The sequence below is a fragment of the Staphylococcus pasteuri genome (genome assembly GCF_003970495.1).
In the GTDB taxonomy this organism is placed as follows: domain Bacteria; phylum Bacillota; class Bacilli; order Staphylococcales; family Staphylococcaceae; genus Staphylococcus; species Staphylococcus pasteuri.
In genome coordinates this window covers 1-26,602 of the sequence record NZ_RXWW01000042.1, presented here as the reverse complement: position 1 = coordinate 26,602, position 26,602 = coordinate 1, and the positions used below count along the sequence as shown (strand labels likewise).

Below are 26,602 nucleotides of genomic sequence, written 5' to 3'. Positions count from 1 at the left end.
ATAGAAGTTTGATAAATTGTAACAAAGTGTATAATTAGTATAGAATGTTGACTAATTCTATCGATTTAGTTATTGTCGCGTTTTAAAGATAATTTATAAATGTAAAATCAACGCATTAATTTAAACATTACATGAAGGAGCAAAACCATATGTCACAAACTACACAGCACACAAGTAAAACAAAAGATAAACAACGGTCACATGCATATGCAAAAGTATGGCTATTCTTTATGTATTATTGGATTATCTTCGGAATAGGATGTTATTTCGGACAATACTTACCAATGGAATGGAGAAGACCTTTATCTTTAGCCTTAATGGTCTTAGTGTTAATCACTTTAGTATTCCAACGTGCACGTAAGTATGGCATTGTCATTTCTCATATATATGCTGTTATATTAGGTCTTTTATCATATGCCATGTTCACAAGTTATTTACAAAACCTTGGTCCAGACGTATTTTATAAGAATATTATATTAGCAATTGGTGCATTTATTGCCTTTGGTATTGTTGGTTTCTTTCTAATTAATGATGCTTCTAGTATGGGACGTTATTTATTTGTCACATTATTAGCGCTTATTATTGCAAGTATTATCGGAATATTCATTCATAATCCAATTTTTCACACAGTTATTACAGTAGTAAGCTTATTATTATTTCTACTATATACACTTTATGATTTTAATAGAATGAAACGAGGACAATTCTCTCCAAGGGAAATGGGTTTCAATTTGTTTATTAACTTATTAAATATCATTAAAGATATATTAAGATTGGCAAATCGATTTCGATAAAAAAATACCATTTAAGACAAAGATGTTGACGTGATATTCATTGTTTTGATTCAAAATTATTCCTTTTTATTCTTTAATAAGAGTTATAAGGAAATAAACGTCACATCTTTTTTTATTAAATATATTTATATTGCTTTATTACTTAATTATTTATAGATATATAAACAAGTATATTTTTTGTCTGCATGTTATAATTGCGTTAAATTGTTTAGATTAAGAATTTAGAATAATAATTAAGTTTAGAAGATGTATTGGTTTTACTAGAAAAGAGAGGGAGAGTTATGCCAAATTCTTACTTGCGTATACTTTCTAATGTCGCATATCCAACGACAAGGTGCCAGGATGGTATTATTTTATTTTGGCCAATAGAAGGTGATATGCATATTCAAAAATTTCGTAAACAAAAGACGATTAATAACGAGATCTATATTATTAACAATGCTGATGTATTTAGTTTAAATACTAATGGCAAAGTGATTATGCTTTATTTAACCAGTGATTGGTTCGCTGAACAAAATTTTTCATTTTTTGATTTTCAATATACAGCCAATTTGATTAAATCTTCTAATAAACTTAAAGACTTAGTTTTACAGTTAGTACTTAGAAATATTAATGAAGACTATCGAGAGGTACTTGACGAATTAACGACTAAAATAGTTCAGATTATAGGTACAGAAGCAAAAGTTGATAAGAGTATAGCAATCGATCAATATAATTATACGTATTATAATGATTTGAAAGAAGAATTAGAATATATAGATAACCATATTGAACAAAGACTGACATTAAAAGATATTTCTACTGAACTTTTCACATCAAAATCAAATATTTCTTCCCAGTTTCATCAATTAATAGGTATGGGCTTCAAAAGATATGTTGATACTCTGAAAATTAACAAATCAATTGAGTTATTACTAACAACTAATAAAACGATTAGTCATATTAGTGACATTTTAGGATTTAGTAGTATGTCAACATTTTCAAAAATGTTCAAAGGGTACTTAGGTGTGACACCTAACGATTATCGAAAACTTTCAAAATATGATAAGAATATTATGTTTAAGATAAATATAGATACTGATGAAGATTCAGAATCTTTAAAACCTTATATTGAAAAATTAGTAGAACAACATAAGATCGAAAAATATGAAGATATACAATTAGATGAAGGAAAGATAAAGAAAGCTAAATCGTTTCAAAGCGTGATTCAAATTCAAACGATAGAAGAATTAAAATATACATTCCTTTATAACAAGTTAGATAAATTTGAATTTTCAAGAACAGAAGTTATTTTTTATATCGTGCCTACTCTTACAGAGATTTATAATGAAATGACATATGAAGACAAACGAAATATTGTAGAAATTATTATCAAAAAAGGACTGAGAGTTGCTTTTAATATTGATAGTTATAAAGTTATCGATAGTATAGGTGTTTGTTTTAGTGATGCGCAACTCAAACTTAAGAATAGTAAGCAAGACATACCTTACCCATACGAAGTTATTTCAGTCTTTAATTTGAATGATAAAGAAATTCGTGAAATCTATAAAGATATTATTAAGTTACAGAATTTAAATATTAATCATGTCATCGGTTTAGATATATCATGTTTAATAGATGATCCAGTGATGCTTAAAGCAATAGAATCTCAAATTAAAAGACTAAAATTTGAATATCTATTTATTGATAATGCGAAACTAACTACCTCTTACTTAACAGAGGGAAATGAAAGATTATTATTAAAAAATGAAATTCAAATAAAAAATCTAAAGGCAATAATAAATGAAGTTGATTTTGTGAAAGAGAAGATGTTTTTATTAAATGTAGAAAATCATCAGTTAATTAATGATAAGCATAATGATTTAAGTAATAGTGCTCCTTTAATCATTGAAACAATATCGTCCTTAACAGAATCTTTTACAGGTTTAGGTTTCAATCTATTTCATAATCCCAATCATTTTAATGCATTGCATTTATTTGATGCAAAAGGTTTTAAGACGACATTTGGATTAATATTTAATGAAATATCTATTTTGTTTAATCGAGATTTTGTAGATGCGAGCTACTATAAGAAAGTAGAGTTAGAAGATCGATATGTATTGTATTTATATGATTGGAGAGTCATCGAAAATGAATCTGCTGACGAAGAGTACGGAGATAGCAATGTATATATCAGTTTCAATGAAATGCCAACATATAAAAACCATTTAATTTTCATAGGAAAGATAAATAGTTATAGCGGCAATCTTAATCATTTAATTTCAAAAGATTTAAGAAATAAGTATGAATGGACGAGTCAATTTTTAGATACAGTTGATTACTACTTTAAACCTAAAATTGAAATTATTGAACATGATTTTACCCAATGTTCACTAGAAATTAACTTAGGCTATAATTCATTTTATATGATTACAATTTTCAAGGAAGAATATAAAGTGAAAAAGACATTGCACAACTCAATTTAAATTTATCGGTAATTTTGACAACAGATTAAAAACAAATAGGAAAGACAGATTTTTAGATATTTAGGATAATGTTGTTATATGTTGTCTGTTTATATTTGGGGGTGCAAGTCTTTTGAATAAAGAAAAGTTAGAAAAGTTATTTGAATTTTATAAACAATATAAAGCATTGTCTGAATATATAGATCAAAAATATAAATTGACTCTTAATGATTTAGCAGTACTAGACTTGGCAGAAAAAAATTGTCAAAAAGATCAAATGTTAATGCAAACATTTTTAAAAATTGCTATTTCAGAATTAGAATTGAGTAGAACTAAATTATTAGTATCAATTCGTAAACTGATTGAAAAAGGTAAGTTAAATAAAGTCAGATCGACAGAAGATGAAAGAAAAATATATTTATATATGAACCAAGACAACATGAAAGAATTTAATGCTTTATTCGATGATGTTGAAGAATATTTAAATATTTAGAATTCTACATATAAGTTAGTTCCTAATTGATAGGAGCTAATTTTTTTATGCTTTATTTTACTTTTTACTTTATGAACGGTGAGGTTTATTCTTAATGATATATTGATACAATGTAAGAGGTATATTAACGACTAAAAATCATGTATAATATAGAATGTTAATTATAGAGAATGAAAGCGAGATGACCATAATGGGACGTAAGTGGAATAATATTAAAGAAAAAAAGGCTCAAAAAGATAAAAATACAAGTAGAATATATGCCAAATTCGGTAAAGAAATATATGTGGCAGCTAAATCAGGTGAACCCAATCCTGAATCTAACCAAGCCTTACGTTTAGTATTAGAACGTGCTAAAACATATTCAGTACCTAATCACATCATTGATAAAGCAATAGATAAAGCTAAAGGTGCTGGAGAAGAAAACTATGATCAGTTAAGATATGAAGGTTTTGGTCCTAGTGGTTCAATGATTATTGTTGATGCGCTTACAAATAATGTGAATAGAACTGCTTCAGACGTACGAGCTGCTTTTGGTAAAAATGGCGGTAATATGGGTGTATCTGGATCAGTAGCATATATGTTTGACCATACTGCTACTTTCGGTATTGAAGGTAAATCAGCAGACGAAGTATTAGAAGAATTAATGGAACAAGATGTTGATGTTAGAGATGTCATTGATGATGATGGTTTAACAATTGTTTATGCGGAACCAGATCAATTTGCTCAAGTTCAAGATGCATTACGTCAATCTGGTGTTGAAGATTTCAAAGTTGCTGAGTTTGAAATGTTACCTCAAACAGATATTGAATTATCACCAGAAGACCAAGAAACTTTTGAAAAACTTGTAGATGCATTGGAAGACTTGGAAGATGTTCAAAATGTATTCCATAATGTGGATTTAAAATAATGAAAAACGCACAGTATTGGATTGATTCGTTGAATTTAACCCCTCATCCAGAAGGTGGTTATTTCAAAGAAAGTATACGTCAACCATCAACAGAGACAAATAGAGCTGCATTTAGCAGTATATACTTTTTGTTAACACCCAATGATATTTCACATTTCCATCGTATAGATGCAGATGAGGTTTGGTATTATCATGATGGTCAATCATTAACGATTCATATGATTACACCTGATGGTAAATATGAATCTGTGCAGTTAGGACCTAATATAGAAGATGGTGAGGTAATGCAATATACAGTTCCAAAAAGAACAATATTCGCATCTTCACTTGAACATGATGAAGGATTTTGTTTAGTAGGTTGTATGTGTCAGCCGGCATTTGAATATGAACAATTTGAGTTGTTTGAAAGAAATGAATTAAATCAAATGTATCCTGAACATCAAACTGTAATAGATAAATATGCATTAAAACATAAATAATTAAATAATTGCATTCAGCATACCTATGTGAAATAGATTAGTTCACATAGGTATCTTTTTTTATACTTTTAATTAACAAAATATTGTAAATATGAATAATGTAAAATTGATATTTATGTGTAATCATTATATATATTAGGATTCATATTAAATTAAATCATAGTAATTTAGTCGTTTTAAAGTAAATTTTCTCGATATGTAGTAGAATATAGTTAAATGAATTCACGAAAATATGACCTAATTTAGCATATGATGACATAATAGAACCATTTTTATATAATGAAAACAAGGAGTTGGTGACTGTGAAAGTAAAATATATAGACAAACGTCACTGGCGTCGCCTGATCGAGAGAGAATATACAGAGGTTAAAGTTAATAATAATAGATTTAAAGGTATTATAGGCTTGGTCACGATGAAGAAAGTACGTGAACCTTTAGAGGTGACGGTAGTTGGTCAAAATATAATAGTCGCAGATGATAATTATAAATGGTTACAAATATTACCGGAAAAAAAGAGATATAGTTTAACCGTTATGTTTGATGATAAGGGGAATCCATTAGAATACTATTTTGATATCAATATTAAAAATATTACTCAAAAAGGAAATGCACGTACTCTAGATTTATGCTTAGATGTATTGGTATTACCTGATGGTTCATACGAGTTAGTTGATGAAGATGATTTATTATTTGCATTACAAAATGGGCAAATTAGCCAAAAACAATATCATGAAGCATATATTATTGCACATCAATTAATGATTGAAATAGTTGAAAACTTTGATGATGTTCAAAGTAAAGTTATGAAATGTTATCACAAAATAAATCAAAAATATAAGAAAAATAAACACAATCATCCATTTAAAAATAAAAAGCCACAGCGAGTTAAACAACACGATAAAAAATAAGAATGATTTTCTCAAACAAAATAAATATAACAAACATCATTGATTATAGGATTTTACGGAAACGGTATATTTTAGGGGGACACTATGAAAATTGATGATTATCGTTTATTAATAACATTAGACGAAACAAAAACATTACGTAAAGCAGCAGAAATATTATATATTTCACAGCCAGCTGTCACACAACGGGTAAAAGCAATTGAAAGTTCATTTGGTGTAGACGTTTTTATTAGAACGAAAAAGCAACTCATAACAACAACTGAAGGTGCAATGATTATTGAACATGCACGCGATATGTTAAAGAGAGAGCGTTTATTCTTTGATAAAATGCAGGCGCATATTGGGGAAGTTAACGGAACGATCTCTATTGGTTGTTCTTCTTTAATAGGTCAAACACTATTACCAGAAGTATTAAGCTTATATAATACTCAATTTCCTAATGTTGAAATTCAGGTACAAGTTGGGTCTACTGAACAAATTAAGGCAAATCATAGAGACTATCACGTCATGATTACTAGAGGAAACAAAGTCATGAATTTATCCAACACACACTTATTTAATGACGATCATTATTTTATCTATCCTAAAGATAGACGTGAAGAGGTTGGAAAGTTGCCTTTTATAGAATTTCAAGCTGACCCAATTTATATAAATCAAATTAAACAATGGTATAACGATAATTTAGAACAAGACTATCATGCGACCATTACCGTTGACCAAGTTGCCACTTGTAAAGAAATGCTAATTAGTGGTGTGGGTGTAACTATATTACCTGAAATAATGATGAAAAATATTGATAAAAATATGTTTGGATTTGAAAAAGTGACGATTGATAATGATCCACTTATTCGTTCGACTTATATGAGTTATGATCAAAGCATGTTACAGTTACCACAAGTAGATTCATTTGTTAATTTAATGTTGAACTTTATACGTTAAATAAGATGAGTTGATTCATATAATGAATAGAGGTTAGTCATATGTTTAAAGAATTACTATATATAAAGAATTATAAGTTGTTTGTTTTGAACATGTTGTTATTAGGTATGGGTATCGCTGTAACAGTACCCTACCTTGTTTTGTTTGCGACAAAGGATTTAGGTATGACCACCAAACAGTATGGTGTGTTACTAGCATTAGCAGCTATAAGCCAATTTACAGTTAATTCGATTATTGCAAGATTTTCAGATACTCATAACATAAATAGAAAATATCTTATAATTACAGCATTAATGATGGGAGCAATTAGCTTTTCCATTTATTTCTTTGTAAAAGATATCTTATTATTTATAATCCTTTATGCTTTATTCCAAGGTTTATTCGCTCCGGCAATGCCACAACTTTATGCATCTGCGAGAGAATCTATTAACGTTTCAAGTTCGCGTAAAAATGCTAAATTTGCTAATACAGTATTACGTTCAATGTTCTCACTAGGCTTCTTATTTGGTCCATTTATTGGCGCGCAACTAATTGAATTGAATGGTTACTCAGGTTTATTTGGCGGAACAGTTTCTATTATTTTATTTACATTAATTTTACAAGTGTTCTTCTATAAAAATTTAAACATCAAACAACCTATTACTCAGCAACAACACGTTGAGAAGGTAGCGCCTAATATGTTCAAAGATAAGACACTATTGATCCCGTTTTTAGCTTTTATTTTATTACATATTGGACAATGGATGTATACAATGAACATGCCTTTATTCGTAACTGATTATCTTCACGAAAAGGAAGGCTACGTTGGTTATTTAGCAAGTTTATGTGCAGGTTTAGAAGTACCTTTTATGGTCGTTTTAGGCGTATTATCTACAAAACTCCCAACACGTACGTTACTTATTTATGGTGGTATATTCGGCGGGGCTTTCTATTTTAGTATTAGTTTATTTAAAAATTTCTATATGATGTTGATTGGTCAATTATTTTTAGCCTTTTTCTTAGCTATATTATTAGGAATTGGCATAAGCTACTTCCAAGATATTTTACCGGATTTCCCAGGTTATGCTTCAACATTATTTGCCAACGCAATGGTTATTGGGCAGTTATGTGGTAACTTATTAGGTGGTATGATGAGTGGATGGGTTGGCTTGGAAAATGTTTTCTATGTGTCAGCAGGATCATTGTTCTTAGGGATTATATTAATCTTTTTAACGAAAGATCAAAAAATTACTATATCAGATATGGAGTAGTTAATAATGACGGTATTATTATGGAGTTTAATTACAATTGCATTTATTTTAGCTTTTGTCGGTTTAGTTAAACCGGTCATTCCTTCAGTTTTAGTCTTATGGGTAGGTTTTCTTATTTATCAATTTGGATTTCACAACGGAAGGTTATCTTGGGTGTTCTATATCGCAATGGTTATTTTTACCATTTTGATATTCTTAGCTGATTTTCTAATGAATAAATACTTTGTTGGAAAATATGGTGGATCTAAATTTGGTGAATATGGGGCTATTATTGGCGTGATCATTGGATGCTTTGTAGTTCCGCCATTTGGTATTATCATTGTACCGTTTGTACTTGTAATTATTATCGAGTTAATACAAGGGTATGATTTGAAAAAAGCGATTAAAGTAAGCTGTGGATCGATTATTGCGTTTTTAGCCAGTACAATTGCTCAAGCTATTGTGATGTTTATTATGGTGATATGGTTTATTGTAGATGTTTTTATATTAAATTAGTGAGAATAAATAAGAAGGCAATTTCTATAATTATTAGTAGAAATTGCCTTCTTATTTATTTCAAAGATGTTAAATTCAATTAGAAAATGTGGCCATCAATTCGTGAACATTACATAATCGTATTTGAATTTTTATTAAAATAGTGATGATCAATATAAAATGAAATAGGTGTGATAATGGCGGAAATAATAATAAATGACCAATTACTAACATTGATATAAGGACCAAATGCTAAAAAGGATTGAGGTATAAAAAATACATAAAACAATGCGACAATTAATAGCGCAATTACGGCATAAGTTAATAACCATACCCAATTTGAATTATTAAAGCATTGTAACTGAATCGTTTTAAATATCATCCATATAAATAAGAAAATGATAAATAAGCCAACTATCACTGTAATAGGAAATGTATATAGATAAAGATAGTTACTATCTCCACCAATAAAGAAACCTATAAACCCTTTTAAGAAACAGAAAATACCAATTAGTAATACGAAATGTTGATAAATATATTTAAAGATATTCTTTACTGTTTCATTTGGAAGTTCTTTTAATTGCTTTTTGGCATGCATTTTAGGATTATGGTTAAAGAATTCCATAGCTAACATACCTTTACCTTCTGCACTGATTAAGTGTTTTAATATGCGATTCAACATCACTTCTGAATCATGTGGGTTTACACTTAAATCAGAACGAATATATATCATGTAGTTTTCAAAAATTTCTCTATCCGTATTATTTAAACGTAAAGACTTCACATTATTCTCTTTAGCTAATTGAGCTGTAGACTTCATGAGTGCATAAGCGCTCCTTTAAAAATAATTTTAAGTAAGACTTACCAATACATTAAATTGATAATTTTATTATGCTTAATCATACCATAGAAATACAATGATTATAATATGAAATACAGGAGTAAATGATGAGACAGTTGAATTTGAGTAATCAAAAGTTAATTAACGAGGTAGCAACGATACACGAAAAATTATTAGAATCTCAAGAAGCAAATTATAAAGCAACAAGTACATCGATTGCATTAAGAATTGAAATGATTAATGCTAGATTACGGCATTGCCAAGATATGATATTAATAATTGAAGATAATCAAGAACTACAAGCATTAATTTGGGGGCATTTTGAAAAACAAACTAAGGTTGTGACAATTGAATTATTGTTTGTATATCCTAAATATCGGCGTCAAGGTTTTGCACGACAATTAAAGTTAGCAATAGAAGATTGGGCCATGAAAGAAGGAGCCCAAACAATACAAAGTACAATAAATACGAAAAATCAAGCTATGTTAAACTTGAATCACCAAATAGGCTATGAAGATACACATATTAAAATGAAGAAAGATTTAAAGTAGAAAAATGATTAAATTATTATTTCATGATAAAATGAATTATATTTATAACTGTTTTTAAAGGAGTTTAACATGAAAAAGTGGATTGTATTATTTTTATCTGCAACGCTAATGTTATCCGCATGTGGCAAAAGTCAGGAGAAAGCGACATTAGAAAAGAGTGTAGATAAATTAGAAAAAGAAAACAAATCATTAAAATCACAAAAGAAAAAGTTAAATAAACAAAAAGACGATTTAAAAGATAAACAAGATAAATTACAAAAAGAAGTTGATAACTCTGCTTCAAGTCAATCAACTAGTTCTGATAATAGTGATGATAAGGATACTAATAAAAGCGAGAAGAATAAAACATCTTCTAATTAAGAACAACATTAAAGAAGTAACAAATTTTAAATCAGAACAGAACCAGCAATAAATCTAATCAAAAGCATCATCTTCAACAGAATAGAATATGATATGATTAAAATATCAACTTAATATCGTCTTGAACGTAAAGTTTGATATACGAAAAAAATGGGTATAGTAATGGATAAATATATATAATAAAAATAAACTATAAAGATTAATATGATTATTGTCATCATTTTCAAAAATGTGAAGAGGAGAGAAGAGCCATGCATGAACAGGATTTTAGTATTTTAGAGGGAAAAGCGCTAACGCTACCAGAATTAGGTAGAGAATTAGAAAATATTACAGGTAGACATGTTGTTGATTCTACAGGTGAAATTAAACGTGTAATTGCGCACTTGCCTAATTTTGAATCAGATACAGATACATTTGTTGCAACATATCACTTAGATCATCAGAATGATTTTATTGATGCTACATTTACAGCACCAAAAAATCAACGTGATCATTTAAAAGAAATTCCAGTTAATATTGAACTTATCAGTTATATAACTAAAAGCTAAATCAAAATTTTAATAAACGAATTATAGCGCGATGTGAATCTTACTGTTTCATAGCGCGTTAATTTTATTATAAAATGTATATAATGATGTATTTACGTAGTAATGGAGTGTAAAAAATGGTTGTTTATATTGAAACTGAGCGCTTGAAATTACGAGATTGGGAAGAAAAAGACTTATTACCTTTTCAAAAAATGAATGCTAACCCACAAGTCAGAAGATACTTCCCAAGTTTATTGAGTTATCGTCGTTCTGAATTAGATATGAAAAAAATGGACCAAATTATTAAAGATTATGGTATTGGTCTATTCTCAGTAGAGCTGAAAGAAACGAATGAATGGCTTGGCTTTATAGGATTAAATTATATTCCTAAAGATAGTGAGTATCCATTTAAAGAATTACCACTTTATGAAATAGGGTGGCGTTTGATTCCTGAAGTTTGGGGAAATGGTATTGCCACTGAAGGTGCAGAAGCGGTACTTAAATTTGCTAAAGAAAAAGACATTTCTAAAGTCTATAGTTTTACTGCTGAAACAAACCTACCTTCAAGAAAAGTCATGGAAAAAATAGGAATGTCATTTTATGATCATTTTGAATTCCCTAACTTGAGTAAGTATCATCCTTTGAAAAGACATGTGAGATATGTGATTGATTTAGATAAATAATTGAAATAACCCCACTCGAAATTATTTTTTGAATAAATTCTAGTGGGGTATTTTGGTTTTAACAGAAATTATTTAATCATAAGTACGAACGCCTAAAGGTTTATAATTGAGTAAACCTTCAAGTAACGCTTCTTTAGTATCGAAGAGTGGAGCGAGTTGACGATATTTTTCATCAATAAATCCTTCTTTAATCATATGATCGATTAACCCTTGTAATGGTTCAAAGAAACCATTGATATTGTATACGCCAATTGGTTTTTGATGAATACCAATTTGAGCCCAACTATACATTTCAAAGAATTCTTCTAGTGAGCCGGCACCACCCGGAGCCATAACAAAAGCATCAGCAAGCTCAGTCATTTTATTTTTTCTTTCATGCATTGAATCCACTAAAATAAGTTCACTTACTTTTTGGCTAGTAATTTCTTTTTCATCAAGCATTTTTGGCATTACACCAATAGCTTTACCACCATGGTCTAAAACGCCATCTTGAATAGCGCCCATAATACCCACAGATCCAGCTCCGAAAACTAATTCGTAACCTTTTTCAGCCATATATTTACCTAGTTCATATGCTTCTTTAACGTATGTGTCATCTTTTCCTTTGCTTGCGCCACAATAAACTGCAATTTTCTTCATTATGTACCTCCATTAAAGTTGATGTAAAAGCTTATTAAATTGTTGTTCAAAGTGTTGTTTATCCTGTTTCGTAAATGGGGGAGGTCCTTTATGTCTGCCTCCTTGCTTACGAATTTGAGCATTAATATAACGTTGGTCTAGCAATTGTTGAATATTATCATTATTAAATATAAATCCTTTATGGTGCATGACATACTTTACTTTGTTGAGTAATAGACTAGCTAGACCATAATCTTGTGTAATAACGATATCTTCTGAAGATGATAATTGGACAATTTTATAGTCTACCGATTCAGGACCATCATCCACATAGACAGTATTTACATGTTTAGGTTCAATTTGATTTGAGAAGTGACTAAAACTACGTATAATTGTAACAAAAATGCCTGTCCCTTGTGTTAAATCAATCACTGAATTAACAACTGGACAAGCATCTCCGTCAATAATAATGCGTGTCATGAAAGATTAAGCCTCATTATTATTTTCTTTATTTTGTTTAACTACACTTTTAGCTGTGTAATCTTTATATTTTTTAAATTCTTTTTTTCTAGATTTGTCGGCTTCTTCACGTAGTTTATCTTCTTCTTTATGGCGTTTTTCGATTTGTTTTTGAAGCTTTTTCTCCATCTTTTTAGCTTCTTTACGATTTTCTTTTTCTAACTTTTCGCCTTTTTTCTCAGTTTTTTCATCAAGCTTACCTGGTGTTAATCCTACTTTTTCTTCGTATTTTTGAGTTTTCTTCATATCTTTAATACGTTGTTTTTCGTTTTCTTCACGTTGTTTATCTTCTTCTTTGTGACGTTTTTCAATATTTTTTTGAAGCTTTTTATCCATTTTGTCTGCTTCTTTGCGATTTTGCTTCGCTAATTTTTCGCCTTTTTTCTCAATATAAGCTGGGTCATTTTCTTTAGCGATTTTTTTCAATTCACGTTTATTATCAAATTCTTGTTTCTTGTCACCAACGTATGTCTTAACGTCAGAAGTCTTGTTAGAAATAGCAGATGTTGTTTTAGATGCTGCTCTAGATGTAGCATCAGTCGCTTTTTTAACATCAGGATGATCTTTTATTTTTTTACGTTCTACGACTAACGGAACGATGATGATAGGTAAAACATTAATTGCTGTTTTTATGAGTTTCTTTTTGTCCATACTCGTTGCCTCCATTAATTTTTACTATTTTTATCCATACCCTATGATACATGAAAATAAACTACTGTTGGTAAAAATAATGTACGAAATTTGGTTTGAAAGATAATTTTGTTAAAGGGCGTGATTTAAAATTAACATTGTATTATTTATTAATGTTAAGTAAGAAAAAACCGTTGAGAAAAGTAACTTGTTCTCAACGGTAATTAGTCTTAAAAATGTTTAATTAGATACCTTTACCTATACCAAAACCGAAATAAAGGATAGCTATGACAACTACTAATATAATTCGATAAATTGCAAACGGTACTAATTTGATTTTATTAATAAGATGTAAGAATGTTTTAATTGCTATTAAACCTACAATAAATGCAGCTAAGAAACCTAATAAATAAAATGGAATATGCGCTAAATGAATATATTCATAATGTTTTAATAAAGATAATCCGCTTGCTGCAAGCATGATTGGTACTGACATGATAAATGTGAAGTCAGATGCCGCTTTATGGTTCATTTTCATTAAGACACCAGTTGAAATCGTTGAACCAGAACGACTGAACCCTGGCCACATAGCAATGGCTTGAGAAATACCAATAACGAATGCTTGGAAATAATTAATTTGATCTACAGTTTGTGGATGAGTTACTTTTTCAGAATACTTATCAGCGATAATCATGTAGATTGCACCTAGGAAAAGACCAATCATAACTGTTGGTACACTAAATAAATATTTTTCAATGACATCATCAAATAAGAAACCTAAAATACCGGCTGGAATCATACCTACTAAAACATGCATCAAATTCAATCTTTTTGGTTTTGAACGACGTCCAGTAGTCGCTTGTTGCTCAGGTTGATGTTTCCCAATATGTAATATTTCAAAGAAACGTTCTCTGAACACCCATGCTGCCGCAAATATAGAACCTAATTGAATAACAACTTTAAAGGTGAAAGCTGATTGCTCACCTAAAAATTTAGTGGACTTTAACCACATATCATCAACAAGAATCATATGTCCTGTAGAGGAAACAGGAGCAAATTCAGTTAGACCTTCTACGATACCTAAAATAAGCCCCTTGATTAATTCAAGTAATAACATAATGTACCTACTTTCATATATTAAATGTTTTTTTGACTATTTCAAATTCACCATATAATAATAGCATACTCATTTCAAAGCACGCTACAAATAGTAATAACACTAGACCAAAGTATGAGAAAGATTTGTCGTCATATAATTGTCAAAAGCACTATCGTTGTACATTAATCTTTCAATCTTTAATATAGAGATTATAATAAAAATCAGGTGAATATCTAGTGAAAAAATTAATGCAATTAGTATTTAAGTATAAAATTTATCCTGCATTAATGCTAATAGTATGTATATTGTTAGCATTATTTGTAGTTTTACAGAATATAGCAATAGCAGACTTTTTAAATATAATGTTATTTAAAGTAAAACAATCGCCAATGATTATACTCAGTTTTATTTTTGTAGTATTGATGATACGTGCAACTTTGAATTTTTGTAATCAATTATTAGGTAACCGTTTATCTATTAAAGTTAAACATGACTTGCGTCAACGAGTGATTCACCACCAATCAACACAATCAGTTGGTGAGGAAATGACACTTTTAACAGAGACAATAAATGGTATTGCGCCATTTTATCAAAGTTACTTGCCGCAAGTATTTAAGTCAATGATGATTCCTTTAGCTATTATGATTGCGATGTGCTTTGTTCATTTAAACACAGCATTGATAATGATCATAACTGCACCATTCATTCCATTATTTTATATTATATTTGGGTTGAAAACTCGTGATGAATCTAAGGATCAAATGACTTATTTAAATCAATTTGGACAACGATTTCTCAATATGACACAAGGGTTAATCACTTTGAAATTATTTAACCAAACAAAACAAACAGAAAATAAAATCTATGAAGATAGTACACATTTTAGAGATTTAACAATGAAAATTTTGAGAAGTGCATTTTTATCAAGTTTAATGTTAGAGTTTATCAGCTTATTAGGAATTGGACTTGTAGCATTAGAAGCAGCACTGAGTCTCGTTGTTTTTCATACGATTGATTTTAAAACAGCAGCAATCGCTATTATTTTAGCTCCAGAATTTTATAATGCCATTAAGGATTTAGGACAAGCGTTTCATACGGGCAAACAAAGTGAAGGTGCAAGTGATGTTGTATTTGAATATTTAGAAAGTACATCAGAAAATGGTGTACTTATAAATTATTATCATACAAACCAATCCCCACTTATAAGCTTAAGCAATGTCATGTTTAAATATAGTAATGAAAAGGGGAATGACTTCTCAATTAATCGTGTCACTCTCGATATTAATGAACATGAACACATCGCATTAGTTGGACCAAGTGGGGCAGGTAAAACGACTTTTGCTAAATTAATAAGTCAATCTCTTAAACCTACAGAAGGTCATGTCTCATATAAATATGATCAAATGCAAATAGGTATTTTAAGTCAACGTCCATACATTTTTACTGCCTCAATTAAAGATAATATTTCAATGTTTAATGACGTTAGTGAAGATATTATTTTAGAAGCATTAGAGCAAGTGCAATTAAAAGAAAAGGTACAATCATTAAAAAATGGAATCCATACGCTAATTGGTGATGGTGGAGAAATGTTATCTGGTGGGCAGATGAGAAGAATTGAATTGTGTCGTTTACTTGTAATGGAACCAGACTTAGTCATACTTGATGAACCAGCAACTGGTTTAGATATAGAAACGGAACAAGTGATTCAAAGCGTGATGCATCATCAATTTAAAGCAACGACGCAACTTATAATTGCTCATAGAGACTCCACAATTAGACAAGCAACACGACGTTTATATATACATGATGGTGAGATTATTAAAGATGATAAAAATATTTCAGTTAATGTTAAAGAAAATGGTGATGAATCATGAAGTCACGAATTCAATTTAAAATTGATAAAGATTTAGTAATAGCAATAGCTATAGGTGTCGTGGGGAGTTTAGTTGCTTTAGCGATGTTCTTTCTAAGTGGATATATGGTTACTGAAAGTGCGTTAGGAGCTCCATTATATGCTTTAATGGTGTTAGTTGTTTCGGTTAAACTATTTGGTTTTTTAAGAGCGATATCTCGATATTATGAAAGATTATATTCTCATCGTACGACCTTTACTATGTTAAGAAATGTAAGAACACAATTCTTTAAAGGACTGGTTAGAGTAGTACCAGATGTTTATCGAAAATATAATTCTAGCGATTTAATTTCACGTATGGTAAGTAGAGTAGAAGCATTACAAAACATATACTTAAGAGTTTATTATCCGCCTATTGTCATAGGAATAACTGCATTGATAACGATAGCAGTGTATTTATTCATCTCCCCAGCACATGCAATATTAATTGCAGCGAGTATGATATTGACATTATGGCTTGTTCCATTTTTAAGTGCTAAAAGGGCACGTAAATTGAAGACAGTAGTATCACACCAACAAAGACAATTTTTAACAAGATTTTTTGATTATCGTGAAGGATTTCAAGAATTACAACGCTTTAATAAGGACGAAGATTATAAGAATGATGTATTACAACATTTACAACAATATGATGCATTGCAAAGTAAAGAACAGGGATTTTTAACTGTTTATGATTATTTACTAAATATCATTGCTATGGTATCAATTTTTGCTACATTAGTTTTGGGCGCTATTCAAGTCCATACACACTCTTTAGATGTTGTATATTTAACCAGTATTGTATTAATGATATTAACTTTGTTTGAACAAGCTGTACCAATGAGTAATGTAGCTTTTTATAAAGCAGATACAGATCAATCGTTATCAGAAATTAATGAAGTTATTCAAAACGATGATATATCCAAAGAACATCTATATACAGATTTAGACAAAACTAATGAACATGATTTATATGAAGTAAAAGATGTAACATTTAAATATGACAATCAAGAACTATCAGTATTGAATCATGTTTCATTTCATATTAAAGAAGGTGAACGTGTCGCTATTATCGGTCCATCTGGTAGCGGTAAGAGTACGCTATTACATGTTTTGTTAGGATTATATCAAGTAAGCAGCGGACAGGTAATGTTAAATCAAACAGAGGTATTTCAAATTAAAGAGGAAGAAAAATATCATCAAATCAATGCATTACTACAATCACAACAATTATTCGACGGAACCATCAAAGATAATTTATTGACAGATTGTGATGAAGATGATATGCGGCATACGTTAAAAGCGTTAAATTTGAGCCATTTAGCTTTAAATCAGGAAATAACAATGGATGGAGATACTTTATCAGGCGGAGAAATTCAACGATTAAGCATGGCACGTTTATTATTAAGAAATCAAACTAATATTTGGATTTTAGATGAGCCAACTACTGGTCTAGATACTGATCATACGGATCAATTGATGACATTAATTGATAAACAAGCTAAAACATTAATTGTTGCTACGCATGATTTACGTTTATTACCATATTTTGATAAAATTTTAATTATGATAGACGGTGAAATCAAAGAAGCAGGTAGTTATCATTCACTTATCCAAAATAAAGGATATTTATATAAAATAACTCAATTGAACCAATGAGTAAAAATGTGATTGATAGTTTCTAGAAAAATAAAAATGCTCTAAAGCACTGAGATGTACTTTAGAGCATTTTTATACTTTGAAAGTGTTTGATTCTAACCTTTAACTTTAAATTACCATGACAAAAGCTTAATTAATTATCTTTAGCTTCATTAAATGCATCAATGACTTTACCTAAAAGACGGTTAAGTTCATCCACTTCTTCAAGTGATAATGATGAAGCAGTTGCAACTTTTTCAGAAGCATTGCTAAGTTCGGGTCTAATTTTTTCGCTTTTATCAGTCAAGTGAATAAATACTTCACGTTGATCGACTTCGGAACGTTCACGTTTGATTAAATCAACTTGTTCCATTCGTTTTAATAGTGGGGATACTGTACCAGTATCAAGTGCTAGTTCAGTCACAACCTTTTTAACATTTACGGGAGATTCATCCCATAAAATTGTTAATACAAGGAATTGTGGGTAAGTTAAATTGTACTTTTTAAAGACTTTGTTTGAATAGTAGCGATTTACTTGTCTTTGTGCATTATACAAACTAAAGCATAGTTGCTCTTTTAAATTATGTTGATCAGACATTAAAGTTCTCCTCCAGACATTCTATCCGTTTTTCTCTCTATTCGGATTGGAATCCGTCTATGTTGTGCGGAATATAATTCACAACACACTGTGATTCAATGTCATGCTAAAATTAAAGTATGTTTAAAGTTTAGAAGATATCTATCGTTAAATCAAGCAAAAAGATAATTAAATATTTATGTTATCATTTTTAAAAATACTTGTAATAGAAAAGGAATTTTACAATGAAAAATAATAAATCTAGAAAAATATCAATTTCTATCATAAGCGGTTTTTTAGGTAGTGGTAAAACTACGTTACTGACACATTATATTAGTGAATTATTAAAAATTGATGAGAAAATTAAAGTGATTATGAATGAATTTGGCTCATTTGATGTAGATAGTCAAAATTTAGATTCAAATATAGAAGTACGATCAATTATTAATGGTTGTGTGTGTTGTGACTTAAAAACTGATTTAATTAATCAAATTCAATCTTTAATTCAAAAAGATGATTGTAATCATATTATTATAGAAGCAACAGGAGTCGCTAATCCTATCGAAATCTTTGCTGCATGTCAAGATCCAACCATAGTTGATAATATAGACATGCCACAAATTATAAGTGTAGTGGATGTTGAAAGATTTTTAAATAGGAATGATTACACTAGTTCCACACAAACGTTAATGGAAGAGCAACTTGAAATGAGTGATTTATTAGTCATTAACAAAATGGATTGCGTTGATTCTGAAGAAATAAATAAAATAGAGAACGAAATAAATAAAATTAATCCGAGTGCACCGCATATTTTGACTACTTATGGAAAGTTTGACATCAGTCAACTTCGAAACCAAACAGATAAAACAACAAAACTTCATCAACATCACCATCATCACGGTATTATTAGTATGAAATATACGTTTACTAGTCCTATTGACCGACAATTATTTTACCAATTTATTATGCAATTACCGAAAAATGTATTGAGATTAAAAGGTTATTTAAAATTTAGAGACAATCCTAATGAAACAATTGAGTTTCAATATTCATATGGTTTGCCAGACTTTGGGGCTATAGCTAAAGAAATGCCATTAACGATAGTGATTATAGGGGAACATATAGATGTAAATCGACTCAGAAATAAATTGGATATGTTACAATTTACTTAATTTAAATTTCAACTGTTCCTAACTGAAGTGAATACATTATAAAAAATAAGGGTCGTGATTATAATGGAAAGAACACAAATTAACCAATATGTTCATTTTTCAAAAATTGTGCAAGGATTTTGGCGGGCTAATGAATGGCAACTATCAGATCAAGCATTAAATCGTTTTATTAATCAACTTGTAGAACGTGGTATTACAACTATGGATCATGCAGATATTTATGGCGATTATCAAAATGAAACGCTTTTTGGTAAAGCATTAAAATTATCACCACAATTGCGTGAACAAATACAAATTGTTTCAAAATGCGGTATTGTTTTACCATCTGAAACTCAAACATTTACAGATGGACACCGATATGATCATAGCCACCAACACATTATTAAGTCAGTAAATCATTCATTAGAACGATTAAATGTAGATTATTTAGATAGTTTATTGATTCATAGACCGTCACCATTAATGAATCCCGATGAAATTACAGATGCTCTAAAAGAATTGGTTAATGAAGGTAAAATTAAATCATTTGGAGTATCTAACTTTAATGAAACGCAATATGATTTATTAAAACAAAGTCTTAATCATGATAAGTTGCACATTAGTATCAATCAACTTGAATTGTCACCATATCAAACAGATATACTACATAATGGTGTAATGGATAAAATGTATCAAAATCAAGTTAAAGTGATGGCTTGGAGTCCTTTTGCGGGAGGTAAGCTGTTTGATACTTCTGACGATAAAAGTAGACGCCTCATGTCAGTCATTGAACCTTTAGCAAATAAATATCAAGTGAACGTTTCTGCTATTATGATAGCTTGGTTAATTAGACATCCTAATGAGGTGATGCCAATATTAGGAACACGATCTATTGAAAAAATTGATGCAGCTACTGCTGGATTAAATGTTGAATTAACTGATCAAGAGTGGTTTGATATATACACTGCGGCATTAGGTCGAGATATTTTATAATTAAATGTTAGGAAGGATTTATAAAGAATGAATAATGAAGATAAACGACAGAAACAACTTAAATTTGAACGTAATTTAATTATGATTCCTTATTTAATATTTGCAGTCATTGTACTATTATGCAATATTTTTTATCCCGAGATATTAGTGACAATGACCTTATTCGGATTGTTATTTGCGTATAATTTAGGACTACTTTTTATTGCATTTATACGTCACTTTAAACGTACACTCATATTAACGCTTGTGTTAACTATATTAAGCGGAGCAGCATTCTTTACGCTGTTATATGTTTTTGGTATAAATCATGAAATTTTTGGTCAAATTAAAAAATAAATTACACATACAACTAAAAAACTCTGATATTTCAATGTTATAATAATATTGAAATATCAGAGTTTTATTTTTTAATATTTAATGATTGGGGAGTGTGCAGGATGAATAAACGAAATAAGGTTTCGATTATTGGTGCAGGGCAAACTGGCTCTACATTGGCTTTTATTTTGGCTCAAAATGAAAGCGCTGACATAGTTGTTGTTGATAGACCACAGTCTGAAAATGTGGTTAAAGGTAAAGCGTTAGATACACTAGAAAGTGCTCCAATATTTAATTTTAATGTAGAAATTAAAGGAACTGCTGATTATTCTGAAATACAAGATTCAGATGTTGTAGTCATAACTGCAGGAATTGCTAGAAAACCAGGAATGAGTAGAGATGATTTAATACAAACTAATGAAGATATTGTTCACCTTAGTGCACAACAAATAGCTAAATATTCACCGAATGCCATTATCATAGTATTAACTAATCCTGTAGATGCTATGACATACTCTGCATTAGTTGCTTCTGGATTTTCTAAAAATAAAGTATTAGGACAATCCGGTGTATTAGATAGTGCGCGTTATCAAACATTCATTGCCAAAGAACTTGATGTGTCTGTTGAAGACGTACAAGGCTTAGTATTAGGTGGACATGGCGATACAATGGTGCCATTAATCAATTCTACTCAAGTCAATGGCATTCCAATAGCTGAATTATTAGAACAAAATATAATAGAACAGATTGTTGATAGAACACGCAAAGGCGGTGCTGAAATAGTTCAATTGTTAGGAAATGGTTCAGCTTATTATGCTCCTGCTGCAGCGGTTTATGAAATGGTTGAAACAATATTGAAAGATAAGCATCGTATATTAGCAGCAATTACGTATGCTCAAGGTAAATATGGATATGACGATATTTGTTTAGGATTACCTGTGAAATTAGGAAGAAATGGTGTGGAAAATATCGTTGAGTTGAATTTAAGTAATTCTGAACGTGAACAATTGGATAAATCAGCATTATCAGTGGAAAAGGTTAAAGAAACGCTTAAATACAAACTAAAATAATTCATTTCCAATTAAATTTAACATAGATTAAAATATTTAATTGAGTGTAGTTTAGTTAGTTGTATAATATTTATTTTGAAAATTGAGTATTATGTGTCTTTTGTAATTGGTTATATTGGATAAAGCGTTTTCTTGATATAATTTATAGTAACAAGATAATGATAATAAGGAGTAGGTGCACATGTCTAAAGCAAAACAATCCTCCCAGAATGTTCATAACCAACCAGGTAAGAAAGAGAAAAAAGGCTATAAGCCTATATGGATAATTGTAAGCTTTGTTATATTAATTGCCATTATACTTTTACCTACACCAGCTGGGTTGCCTATTATGGCTAAAATGGCTTTAGCTATTTTAGCATTTGCAGTAATTATGTGGGTGACAGAAGCGGTGTCTTACCCTGTTTCAGCGACGTTAATTTTAGGTTTAATCATACTGTTACTTGGGTTTAGTCCAGTTCAAAACTTATCAGAACAATTAGGTAATCCAAAAAATGGTGACGCTATTATAAAAGGTAGTGAGATGTTAGGGACTAATAATGCTTTAACACAAGCGTTTAGTGGTTTCTCTACATCTGCAGTAGCCTTAGTTGCAGCAGCATTATTTTTAGCAGCTGCTATGCAAGAAACGAAATTACACAAACGTTTAGCATTATTAGTATTATCTATTGTTGGAAATAAAACAAAGAACATTGTTATTGGTGCTATTCTTGTTTCCATAGTACTAGCATTTTTTGTTCCTTCTGCAACTGCAAGAGCAGGAGCTGTAGTACCTATATTATTAGGTATGATCGCAGCATTTAAAGTATCAAAAGAAAGTAAACTTGCTTCACTTTTAATTATTACATCTGTTCAAGCTGTTTCGATTTGGAATATAGGTATTAAAACAGCTGCAGCACAAAATATTGTTGCAATTAATTTTATTAACCAAAATTTAGGCCATGACGTTTCATGGGGCGAATGGTTCTTATATGCTGCACCATGGTCAATACTAATGTCTATTGCCCTTTATTTTATTATGATAAAAGTCATGCCGCCAGAACGAGAATCTATTGAGGGTGGGAAAGCGCTAATTAAAGAAGAATTAAATCAATTAGGTCCTGTAAAACCTCGTGAATGGCGTTTAATTATTATTTCAGTTTTATTATTACTATTTTGGTCAACTGAAAAGGTATTACATCCTATTGATTCTGCTTCAATTACATTAATAGCATTAGGTATTATGTTGATGCCTAAAGTTGGTGTAATTACTTGGAAAGGCGTAGAAAAGAAAATACCTTGGGGCACAATTATTGTATTTGGTGTTGGTATTTCATTAGGTAATGTATTGTTAAAAACAGGTGCCGCACAATGGTTAAGTGACCAAACATTCGGGTTGATGGGACTTAAAGGATTACCAATTATTGCGACAATAGCACTCATTACATTATTTAATATTTTAATACACTTAGGATTTGCGAGTGCTACTAGTTTATCTTCTGCATTGATTCCTGTCTTTATTTCACTAACATCTACGTTACATTTAGGAGATCAATCTATTGGATTTGTATTAATACAACAATTTGTTATTAGTTTTGGATTCTTATTACCAGTAAGTGCGCCTCAAAACATGCTTGCATACGGAACTGACACATTTACTGTTAAAGATTTCTTGAAATCAGGTATTCCATTAACTATTGTTGGATACATTCTTGTTATTATTTTCAGTTTAACTTACTGGAAATGGTTAGGTTTAGTATAAAAATATAGCTATAGGTTTTGTTTTATTTCTTGGGAAATATCAGAGCTATGATTTATAAGAGCTTGAGAGCAACTATTGTTCTCAAGCTTATTTTAATATTTGGATTTTTATTTACTTCATTATTATTGATTGCAGCATATATTTATTATTTTTAAATGTATTAATTAAACTCATAGTAGGGTATTAAACAAACTATAAAAAATAATAGGTGGTAACAATAGAATGAAAATAGGTGTTGTATTAAATCGAGTTTTTAGAATAAATCATAATCCATTATTAGCGTATATTTATCAGTGTTTAGATGATATTGAATCATGTGTGTTTATCATTCCTGTAGAGCAATTTGGAGATCATTCACAATTAAAAGAGACATTTTATAAAGGAACCTTAAAGAAATTTGTAAATGAATTACATAACAATCATATTTCAGTAAATATGATTGATTACGATCAATTAATTGAATTTTGTGAGTCACAAGAGTTGGATAAGGTTGTTATGGCTAGTGATATTATGAGTTATCATAAAGAAGAATATGACTATCCTCATCAAAAACAACATTTCAATAAAGCTTCAATTGTAGTCCAACCCATAAGAGTACAACATTATTTTAATCCGAAGAAAACATTTAATAATCAAGGCGAACCATATAAAGTGTTTACAAGTTTTTATAAAAAATGGCGCCCATACGTCATGCAAAGAAAAATAGATCAATACAAATTAAAAGATATAGCCAATAAAACATCAACGTCTGAAAAGAAATTGAAATTGGATGTTGAAGATAGAGGATTATCAGAAAAAGACGTTCAGCAACAATGGCAAAGTTTTTTAGAACATGATATTCAAAATTATGACTCAAATAGAGAATATCTTCCTGAAGTATTGACCAGTCAACTTAGCATTGCTTTGGCATATGGTCTTATTGATATTATTCAAGTATTTAATGATTTACTACAAGGTTATGACATGGATGAATCAAATTATGAAGCTTTTATAAGAGAGTTAATTTTTAGAGAGTTTTATTATGTATTAATGACGCAATATCCAGAAACTGCAAATGTAGCATTTAAAGAAAAATACCAACACATTGATTGGGTAAATAATGAACATCAATTTACAAAATGGAAAAATGGAGAAACAGGTTTTCCAATTATTGATGCTGCAATGGAAGAACTCAATCAAACTGGTTATATGCATAATAGAATGAGAATGGTAACCTCTCAATTTTTAACTAAAGATTTATTAATAGATTGGACATGGGGAGAAGCATATTTTAAAGATAAACTGATTGATTATGATAGTGCGTCTAATGTTCATGGATGGCAATGGTCTGCATCAACTGGTACAGATGCCGTGCCATATTTCAGAATGTTTAATCCGATGAGACAGAGTGAACGTTTTGATTCTAAAGCATTATATATAAAAAGATGGTTACCCGTTTTTAATGATGTCGATGCAAAGTTATTGCATGATACCAAGAAAAATCAAAAGAAATTGAAGCAGCAAGGGATTGAATTAGGTCAAGATTACCCTAAACAAATGGTGAATCATAACGATAGCCGCGAGCGAGTAATGTCATTATTCAAGTCATTGTCATAAAAAAAGTTGTTAATAGTAGTATTTTGAAGTGCAATATTCAAAATGTCATTACTATTAACAACCATGAGATTTTATTTAAGCCAAAATAAGCAAACGTACACTGCTACATATTCGAAAAACGTTAAAATATACATATATTTTAACCGTAATTTAACGCCTAATGGAACATTCCAATTAGGAAAACGTCGTTCATAATAAAAAACTTGTAAAATAAACAATCCTATTCCGAGAGGTAAAAACATTAAAATAATACTTTTAGCATAGCTAAACCCAATATCGTGAATAAAATGTCCGATAATGAGCTGCATAATTACAATAATTGCCAATAAGATAAGTAAGTTAAAAATCATTTTTGTAGTCGAACTCCTTTTACAAATAAAATGATTGCTGATTGCATGATGACCATTAATAATACAAATATAAATGTTTTAAGATTAAACACACTTATAACTTCGTAAAAGATTTTAAGGGGTTCATTGATTAAATAAACAGTATGAATTCTTAAAAAACGACCCATGTAAATGCCTAAACCATTTAAAAACATAAGAATAATAACTAATGCTCGGTTCAACCAAATATGTGTTGTAAAATGTAAGATTTCCATGAAAATCAATATCATAACATACATTGCTAAAAAGACACCTAGCATTAAATAAGTAAAGAAAATCCATTCTTTTAAGTTTAATCCAATTAAGAAGTTGAATTGAAATTGGTTTAAATGAATTAAATCAGTAATCATGTAAAAGGTATTTGGAACAAGTAATAAAAAGATCATTCCAAATATGACAAATAATGGCCATTCAAATTTTTTCATTGGTTTAAATAACTTTAATAATAAACACAATTCAAATGGAATATATGCTAAAAATAAATTTAAAGTCATAAAGTTGAATATTTTTGTTTCGAACAAGGATATAGTAAATAGAATGATAAAATAGATTCTTGCTATATATCGAGGTTGCATGATAAACACTACTTTCATAACATCGTTTTTGAAATTTGATTTAATATTTTTTCTTTTAAAGCGTAAAAAATATTTGAGTTTTAATAATATCGCTATGAGCAACAGTAATCAACTAAAAGAGTATGAAAGTTAAATATTTATTATAGTAAAATA

At 29.6% G+C, this 26,602-nt stretch carries 29 protein-coding genes; 21 read left to right on the top strand and 8 right to left on the bottom strand.

The features are described 5' to 3' along the window. Positions 1-149 precede the first annotated feature (149 nt). The 9 genes from CD121_RS06925 (at position 150) to CD121_RS06885 (ending at position 8,709) form a co-directional block, all read left to right on the top strand. The gene (locus tag CD121_RS06925) at positions 150-794 is read left to right on the top strand and encodes a Bax inhibitor-1/YccA family protein (protein ID WP_017637229.1); all 645 of its coding nucleotides are present in this window, start codon (positions 150-152) and stop codon (positions 792-794) included. 281 nt (positions 795-1,075) lie between these two features. Beyond that, a complete protein-coding gene (locus CD121_RS06920) occupies positions 1,076-3,259 on the top strand; it encodes a helix-turn-helix domain-containing protein (RefSeq protein ID WP_126567688.1) in 2,184 nt (727 codons plus the stop codon). A 112-nt stretch (positions 3,260-3,371) separates the two neighbouring features. Further along, the gene (locus tag CD121_RS06915) at positions 3,372-3,731 is read left to right on the top strand and encodes a transcriptional regulator, SarA/Rot family (RefSeq protein ID WP_046466428.1); all 360 of its coding nucleotides are present in this window, start codon (positions 3,372-3,374) and stop codon (positions 3,729-3,731) included. Between the two features lie 190 nt (positions 3,732-3,921). Then, the gene (locus tag CD121_RS06910) at positions 3,922-4,638 is read left to right on the top strand and encodes a YebC/PmpR family DNA-binding transcriptional regulator (RefSeq protein ID WP_026083539.1); all 717 of its coding nucleotides are present in this window, start codon (positions 3,922-3,924) and stop codon (positions 4,636-4,638) included. Then, a complete protein-coding gene (locus CD121_RS06905) occupies positions 4,638-5,117 on the top strand; it encodes a cupin domain-containing protein (protein ID WP_017638416.1) in 480 nt (159 codons plus the stop codon). Before CD121_RS06910 ends, CD121_RS06905 begins: the two co-directional genes overlap by 1 nt. Before the next feature lie 302 nt (positions 5,118-5,419). After that, a complete protein-coding gene (locus tag CD121_RS06900; RefSeq protein WP_017638415.1) occupies positions 5,420-6,025 on the top strand; it encodes a ribonuclease FAU-1 family protein in 606 nt (201 codons plus the stop codon). 84 nt (positions 6,026-6,109) lie between these two features. Then, positions 6,110-6,964 carry a LysR family transcriptional regulator gene (locus CD121_RS06895; protein WP_126567687.1) on the top strand — a complete coding sequence of 285 codons (855 nt, stop codon included), beginning with the start codon at positions 6,110-6,112 and terminating at the stop codon, positions 6,962-6,964. Positions 6,965-7,005: 41 nt separating this feature from the next. Beyond that, positions 7,006-8,214 (top strand): sugar efflux transporter, encoded by a 1,209-nt coding sequence (locus CD121_RS06890; protein ID WP_017638413.1) that lies wholly within the window; start codon positions 7,006-7,008, stop codon positions 8,212-8,214. A 6-nt stretch (positions 8,215-8,220) separates the two neighbouring features. Further along, positions 8,221-8,709 carry a DUF456 domain-containing protein gene (locus CD121_RS06885; protein ID WP_126567686.1) on the top strand — a complete coding sequence of 163 codons (489 nt, stop codon included), beginning with the start codon at positions 8,221-8,223 and terminating at the stop codon, positions 8,707-8,709. Between the two features lie 109 nt (positions 8,710-8,818). On the opposite strand, the gene CD121_RS06880 is transcribed toward CD121_RS06885, so the two are convergent. Next, the gene (locus tag CD121_RS06880; RefSeq protein WP_017638411.1) at positions 8,819-9,508 is read right to left on the bottom strand and encodes a DUF1129 family protein; all 690 of its coding nucleotides are present in this window, start codon (positions 9,506-9,508) and stop codon (positions 8,819-8,821) included. Positions 9,509-9,636: 128 nt separating this feature from the next. Between CD121_RS06880 and CD121_RS06875 the strand changes: the two genes are divergently transcribed. From CD121_RS06875 to CD121_RS06860, 4 genes are all read left to right on the top strand, one after another. Beyond that, positions 9,637-10,080, top strand: coding sequence for a GNAT family N-acetyltransferase (locus CD121_RS06875; protein ID WP_126567685.1), 444 nt, complete (start codon positions 9,637-9,639; stop codon positions 10,078-10,080). 69 nt (positions 10,081-10,149) lie between these two features. Beyond that, entirely contained in the window at positions 10,150-10,440 is a 291-nt protein-coding gene (locus CD121_RS06870; RefSeq protein WP_017638409.1) for an SA0632 family lipoprotein, read from the top strand. A 251-nt stretch (positions 10,441-10,691) separates the two neighbouring features. Then, positions 10,692-10,988 (top strand): hypothetical protein, encoded by a 297-nt coding sequence (locus CD121_RS06865; protein WP_017638408.1) that lies wholly within the window; start codon positions 10,692-10,694, stop codon positions 10,986-10,988. Between the two features lie 116 nt (positions 10,989-11,104). Further along, positions 11,105-11,650 carry a GNAT family N-acetyltransferase gene (locus CD121_RS06860; protein WP_017638407.1) on the top strand — a complete coding sequence of 182 codons (546 nt, stop codon included), beginning with the start codon at positions 11,105-11,107 and terminating at the stop codon, positions 11,648-11,650. Positions 11,651-11,722: 72 nt separating this feature from the next. Here CD121_RS06860 and CD121_RS06855 read toward each other — a convergent pair whose 3' ends face one another. From CD121_RS06855 to CD121_RS06840, 4 genes are all read right to left on the bottom strand, one after another. Further along, complete coding sequence (locus tag CD121_RS06855; protein WP_017638406.1) at positions 11,723-12,289, bottom strand: LOG family protein; 567 nt, start codon at positions 12,287-12,289, stop codon at positions 11,723-11,725. A gap of 12 nt (positions 12,290-12,301) precedes the next feature. Further along, positions 12,302-12,748, bottom strand: a complete 447-nt coding sequence (locus CD121_RS06850) for a YaiI/YqxD family protein (RefSeq protein ID WP_046466432.1) — start codon at positions 12,746-12,748, stop codon at positions 12,302-12,304. Between the two features lie 6 nt (positions 12,749-12,754). Then, a complete protein-coding gene (locus CD121_RS06845) occupies positions 12,755-13,438 on the bottom strand; it encodes a hypothetical protein (protein WP_017638404.1) in 684 nt (227 codons plus the stop codon). A 223-nt stretch (positions 13,439-13,661) separates the two neighbouring features. Further along, positions 13,662-14,534 carry an undecaprenyl-diphosphate phosphatase gene (locus CD121_RS06840; protein WP_126567684.1) on the bottom strand — a complete coding sequence of 291 codons (873 nt, stop codon included), beginning with the start codon at positions 14,532-14,534 and terminating at the stop codon, positions 13,662-13,664. A 218-nt stretch (positions 14,535-14,752) separates the two neighbouring features. Between CD121_RS06840 and CD121_RS06835 the strand changes: the two genes are divergently transcribed. After that, complete coding sequence (locus tag CD121_RS06835) at positions 14,753-16,390, top strand: ABC transporter ATP-binding protein/permease (RefSeq protein ID WP_126567683.1); 1,638 nt, start codon at positions 14,753-14,755, stop codon at positions 16,388-16,390. After that, complete coding sequence (cydC, locus tag CD121_RS06830) at positions 16,387-18,066, top strand: thiol reductant ABC exporter subunit CydC (protein WP_126567682.1); 1,680 nt, start codon at positions 16,387-16,389, stop codon at positions 18,064-18,066. The genes CD121_RS06835 and cydC overlap by 4 nt, the downstream gene beginning before the upstream one ends. 133 nt (positions 18,067-18,199) lie before the next feature. Here the strand turns inward: cydC and mgrA are convergent, their stop codons facing one another. Beyond that, positions 18,200-18,643, bottom strand: coding sequence for a global transcriptional regulator MgrA (gene mgrA, locus CD121_RS06825; protein ID WP_017638400.1), 444 nt, complete (start codon positions 18,641-18,643; stop codon positions 18,200-18,202). Between the two features lie 224 nt (positions 18,644-18,867). Between mgrA and CD121_RS06820 the strand changes: the two genes are divergently transcribed. From CD121_RS06820 to CD121_RS06795, 6 genes are all read left to right on the top strand, one after another. Beyond that, on the top strand, positions 18,868-19,794 hold the full coding sequence (locus tag CD121_RS06820; RefSeq protein ID WP_017638399.1) for a CobW family GTP-binding protein: 927 nt from the start codon (positions 18,868-18,870) through the stop codon (positions 19,792-19,794). 63 nt (positions 19,795-19,857) lie between these two features. Beyond that, entirely contained in the window at positions 19,858-20,766 is a 909-nt protein-coding gene (locus CD121_RS06815) for an aldo/keto reductase (protein ID WP_017638398.1), read from the top strand. A 27-nt stretch (positions 20,767-20,793) separates the two neighbouring features. Beyond that, the gene (locus CD121_RS06810) at positions 20,794-21,102 is read left to right on the top strand and encodes a hypothetical protein (RefSeq protein ID WP_017638397.1); all 309 of its coding nucleotides are present in this window, start codon (positions 20,794-20,796) and stop codon (positions 21,100-21,102) included. Positions 21,103-21,203: 101 nt separating this feature from the next. Beyond that, a complete protein-coding gene (mdh, locus tag CD121_RS06805; RefSeq protein ID WP_126567681.1) occupies positions 21,204-22,151 on the top strand; it encodes a malate dehydrogenase in 948 nt (315 codons plus the stop codon). A gap of 181 nt (positions 22,152-22,332) precedes the next feature. Then, positions 22,333-23,889 carry an SLC13 family permease gene (locus tag CD121_RS06800; protein ID WP_126567680.1) on the top strand — a complete coding sequence of 519 codons (1,557 nt, stop codon included), beginning with the start codon at positions 22,333-22,335 and terminating at the stop codon, positions 23,887-23,889. A 222-nt stretch (positions 23,890-24,111) separates the two neighbouring features. Then, positions 24,112-25,485, top strand: a complete 1,374-nt coding sequence (locus tag CD121_RS06795; RefSeq protein WP_126567679.1) for a cryptochrome/photolyase family protein — start codon at positions 24,112-24,114, stop codon at positions 25,483-25,485. 71 nt (positions 25,486-25,556) lie between these two features. Here CD121_RS06795 and CD121_RS12405 read toward each other — a convergent pair whose 3' ends face one another. Together CD121_RS12405 and CD121_RS06785 are read right to left on the bottom strand one after the other, a co-directional pair. Further along, positions 25,557-25,835, bottom strand: coding sequence for a hypothetical protein (locus tag CD121_RS12405; protein ID WP_070452534.1), 279 nt, complete (start codon positions 25,833-25,835; stop codon positions 25,557-25,559). Further along, positions 25,832-26,449: a DUF1361 domain-containing protein gene (locus CD121_RS06785; protein WP_029056448.1), complete on the bottom strand. Its 618-nt coding sequence runs from the start codon at positions 26,447-26,449 to the stop codon at positions 25,832-25,834. Before CD121_RS06785 ends, CD121_RS12405 begins: the two co-directional genes overlap by 4 nt. Positions 26,450-26,602: the final 153 nt, after the last annotated feature.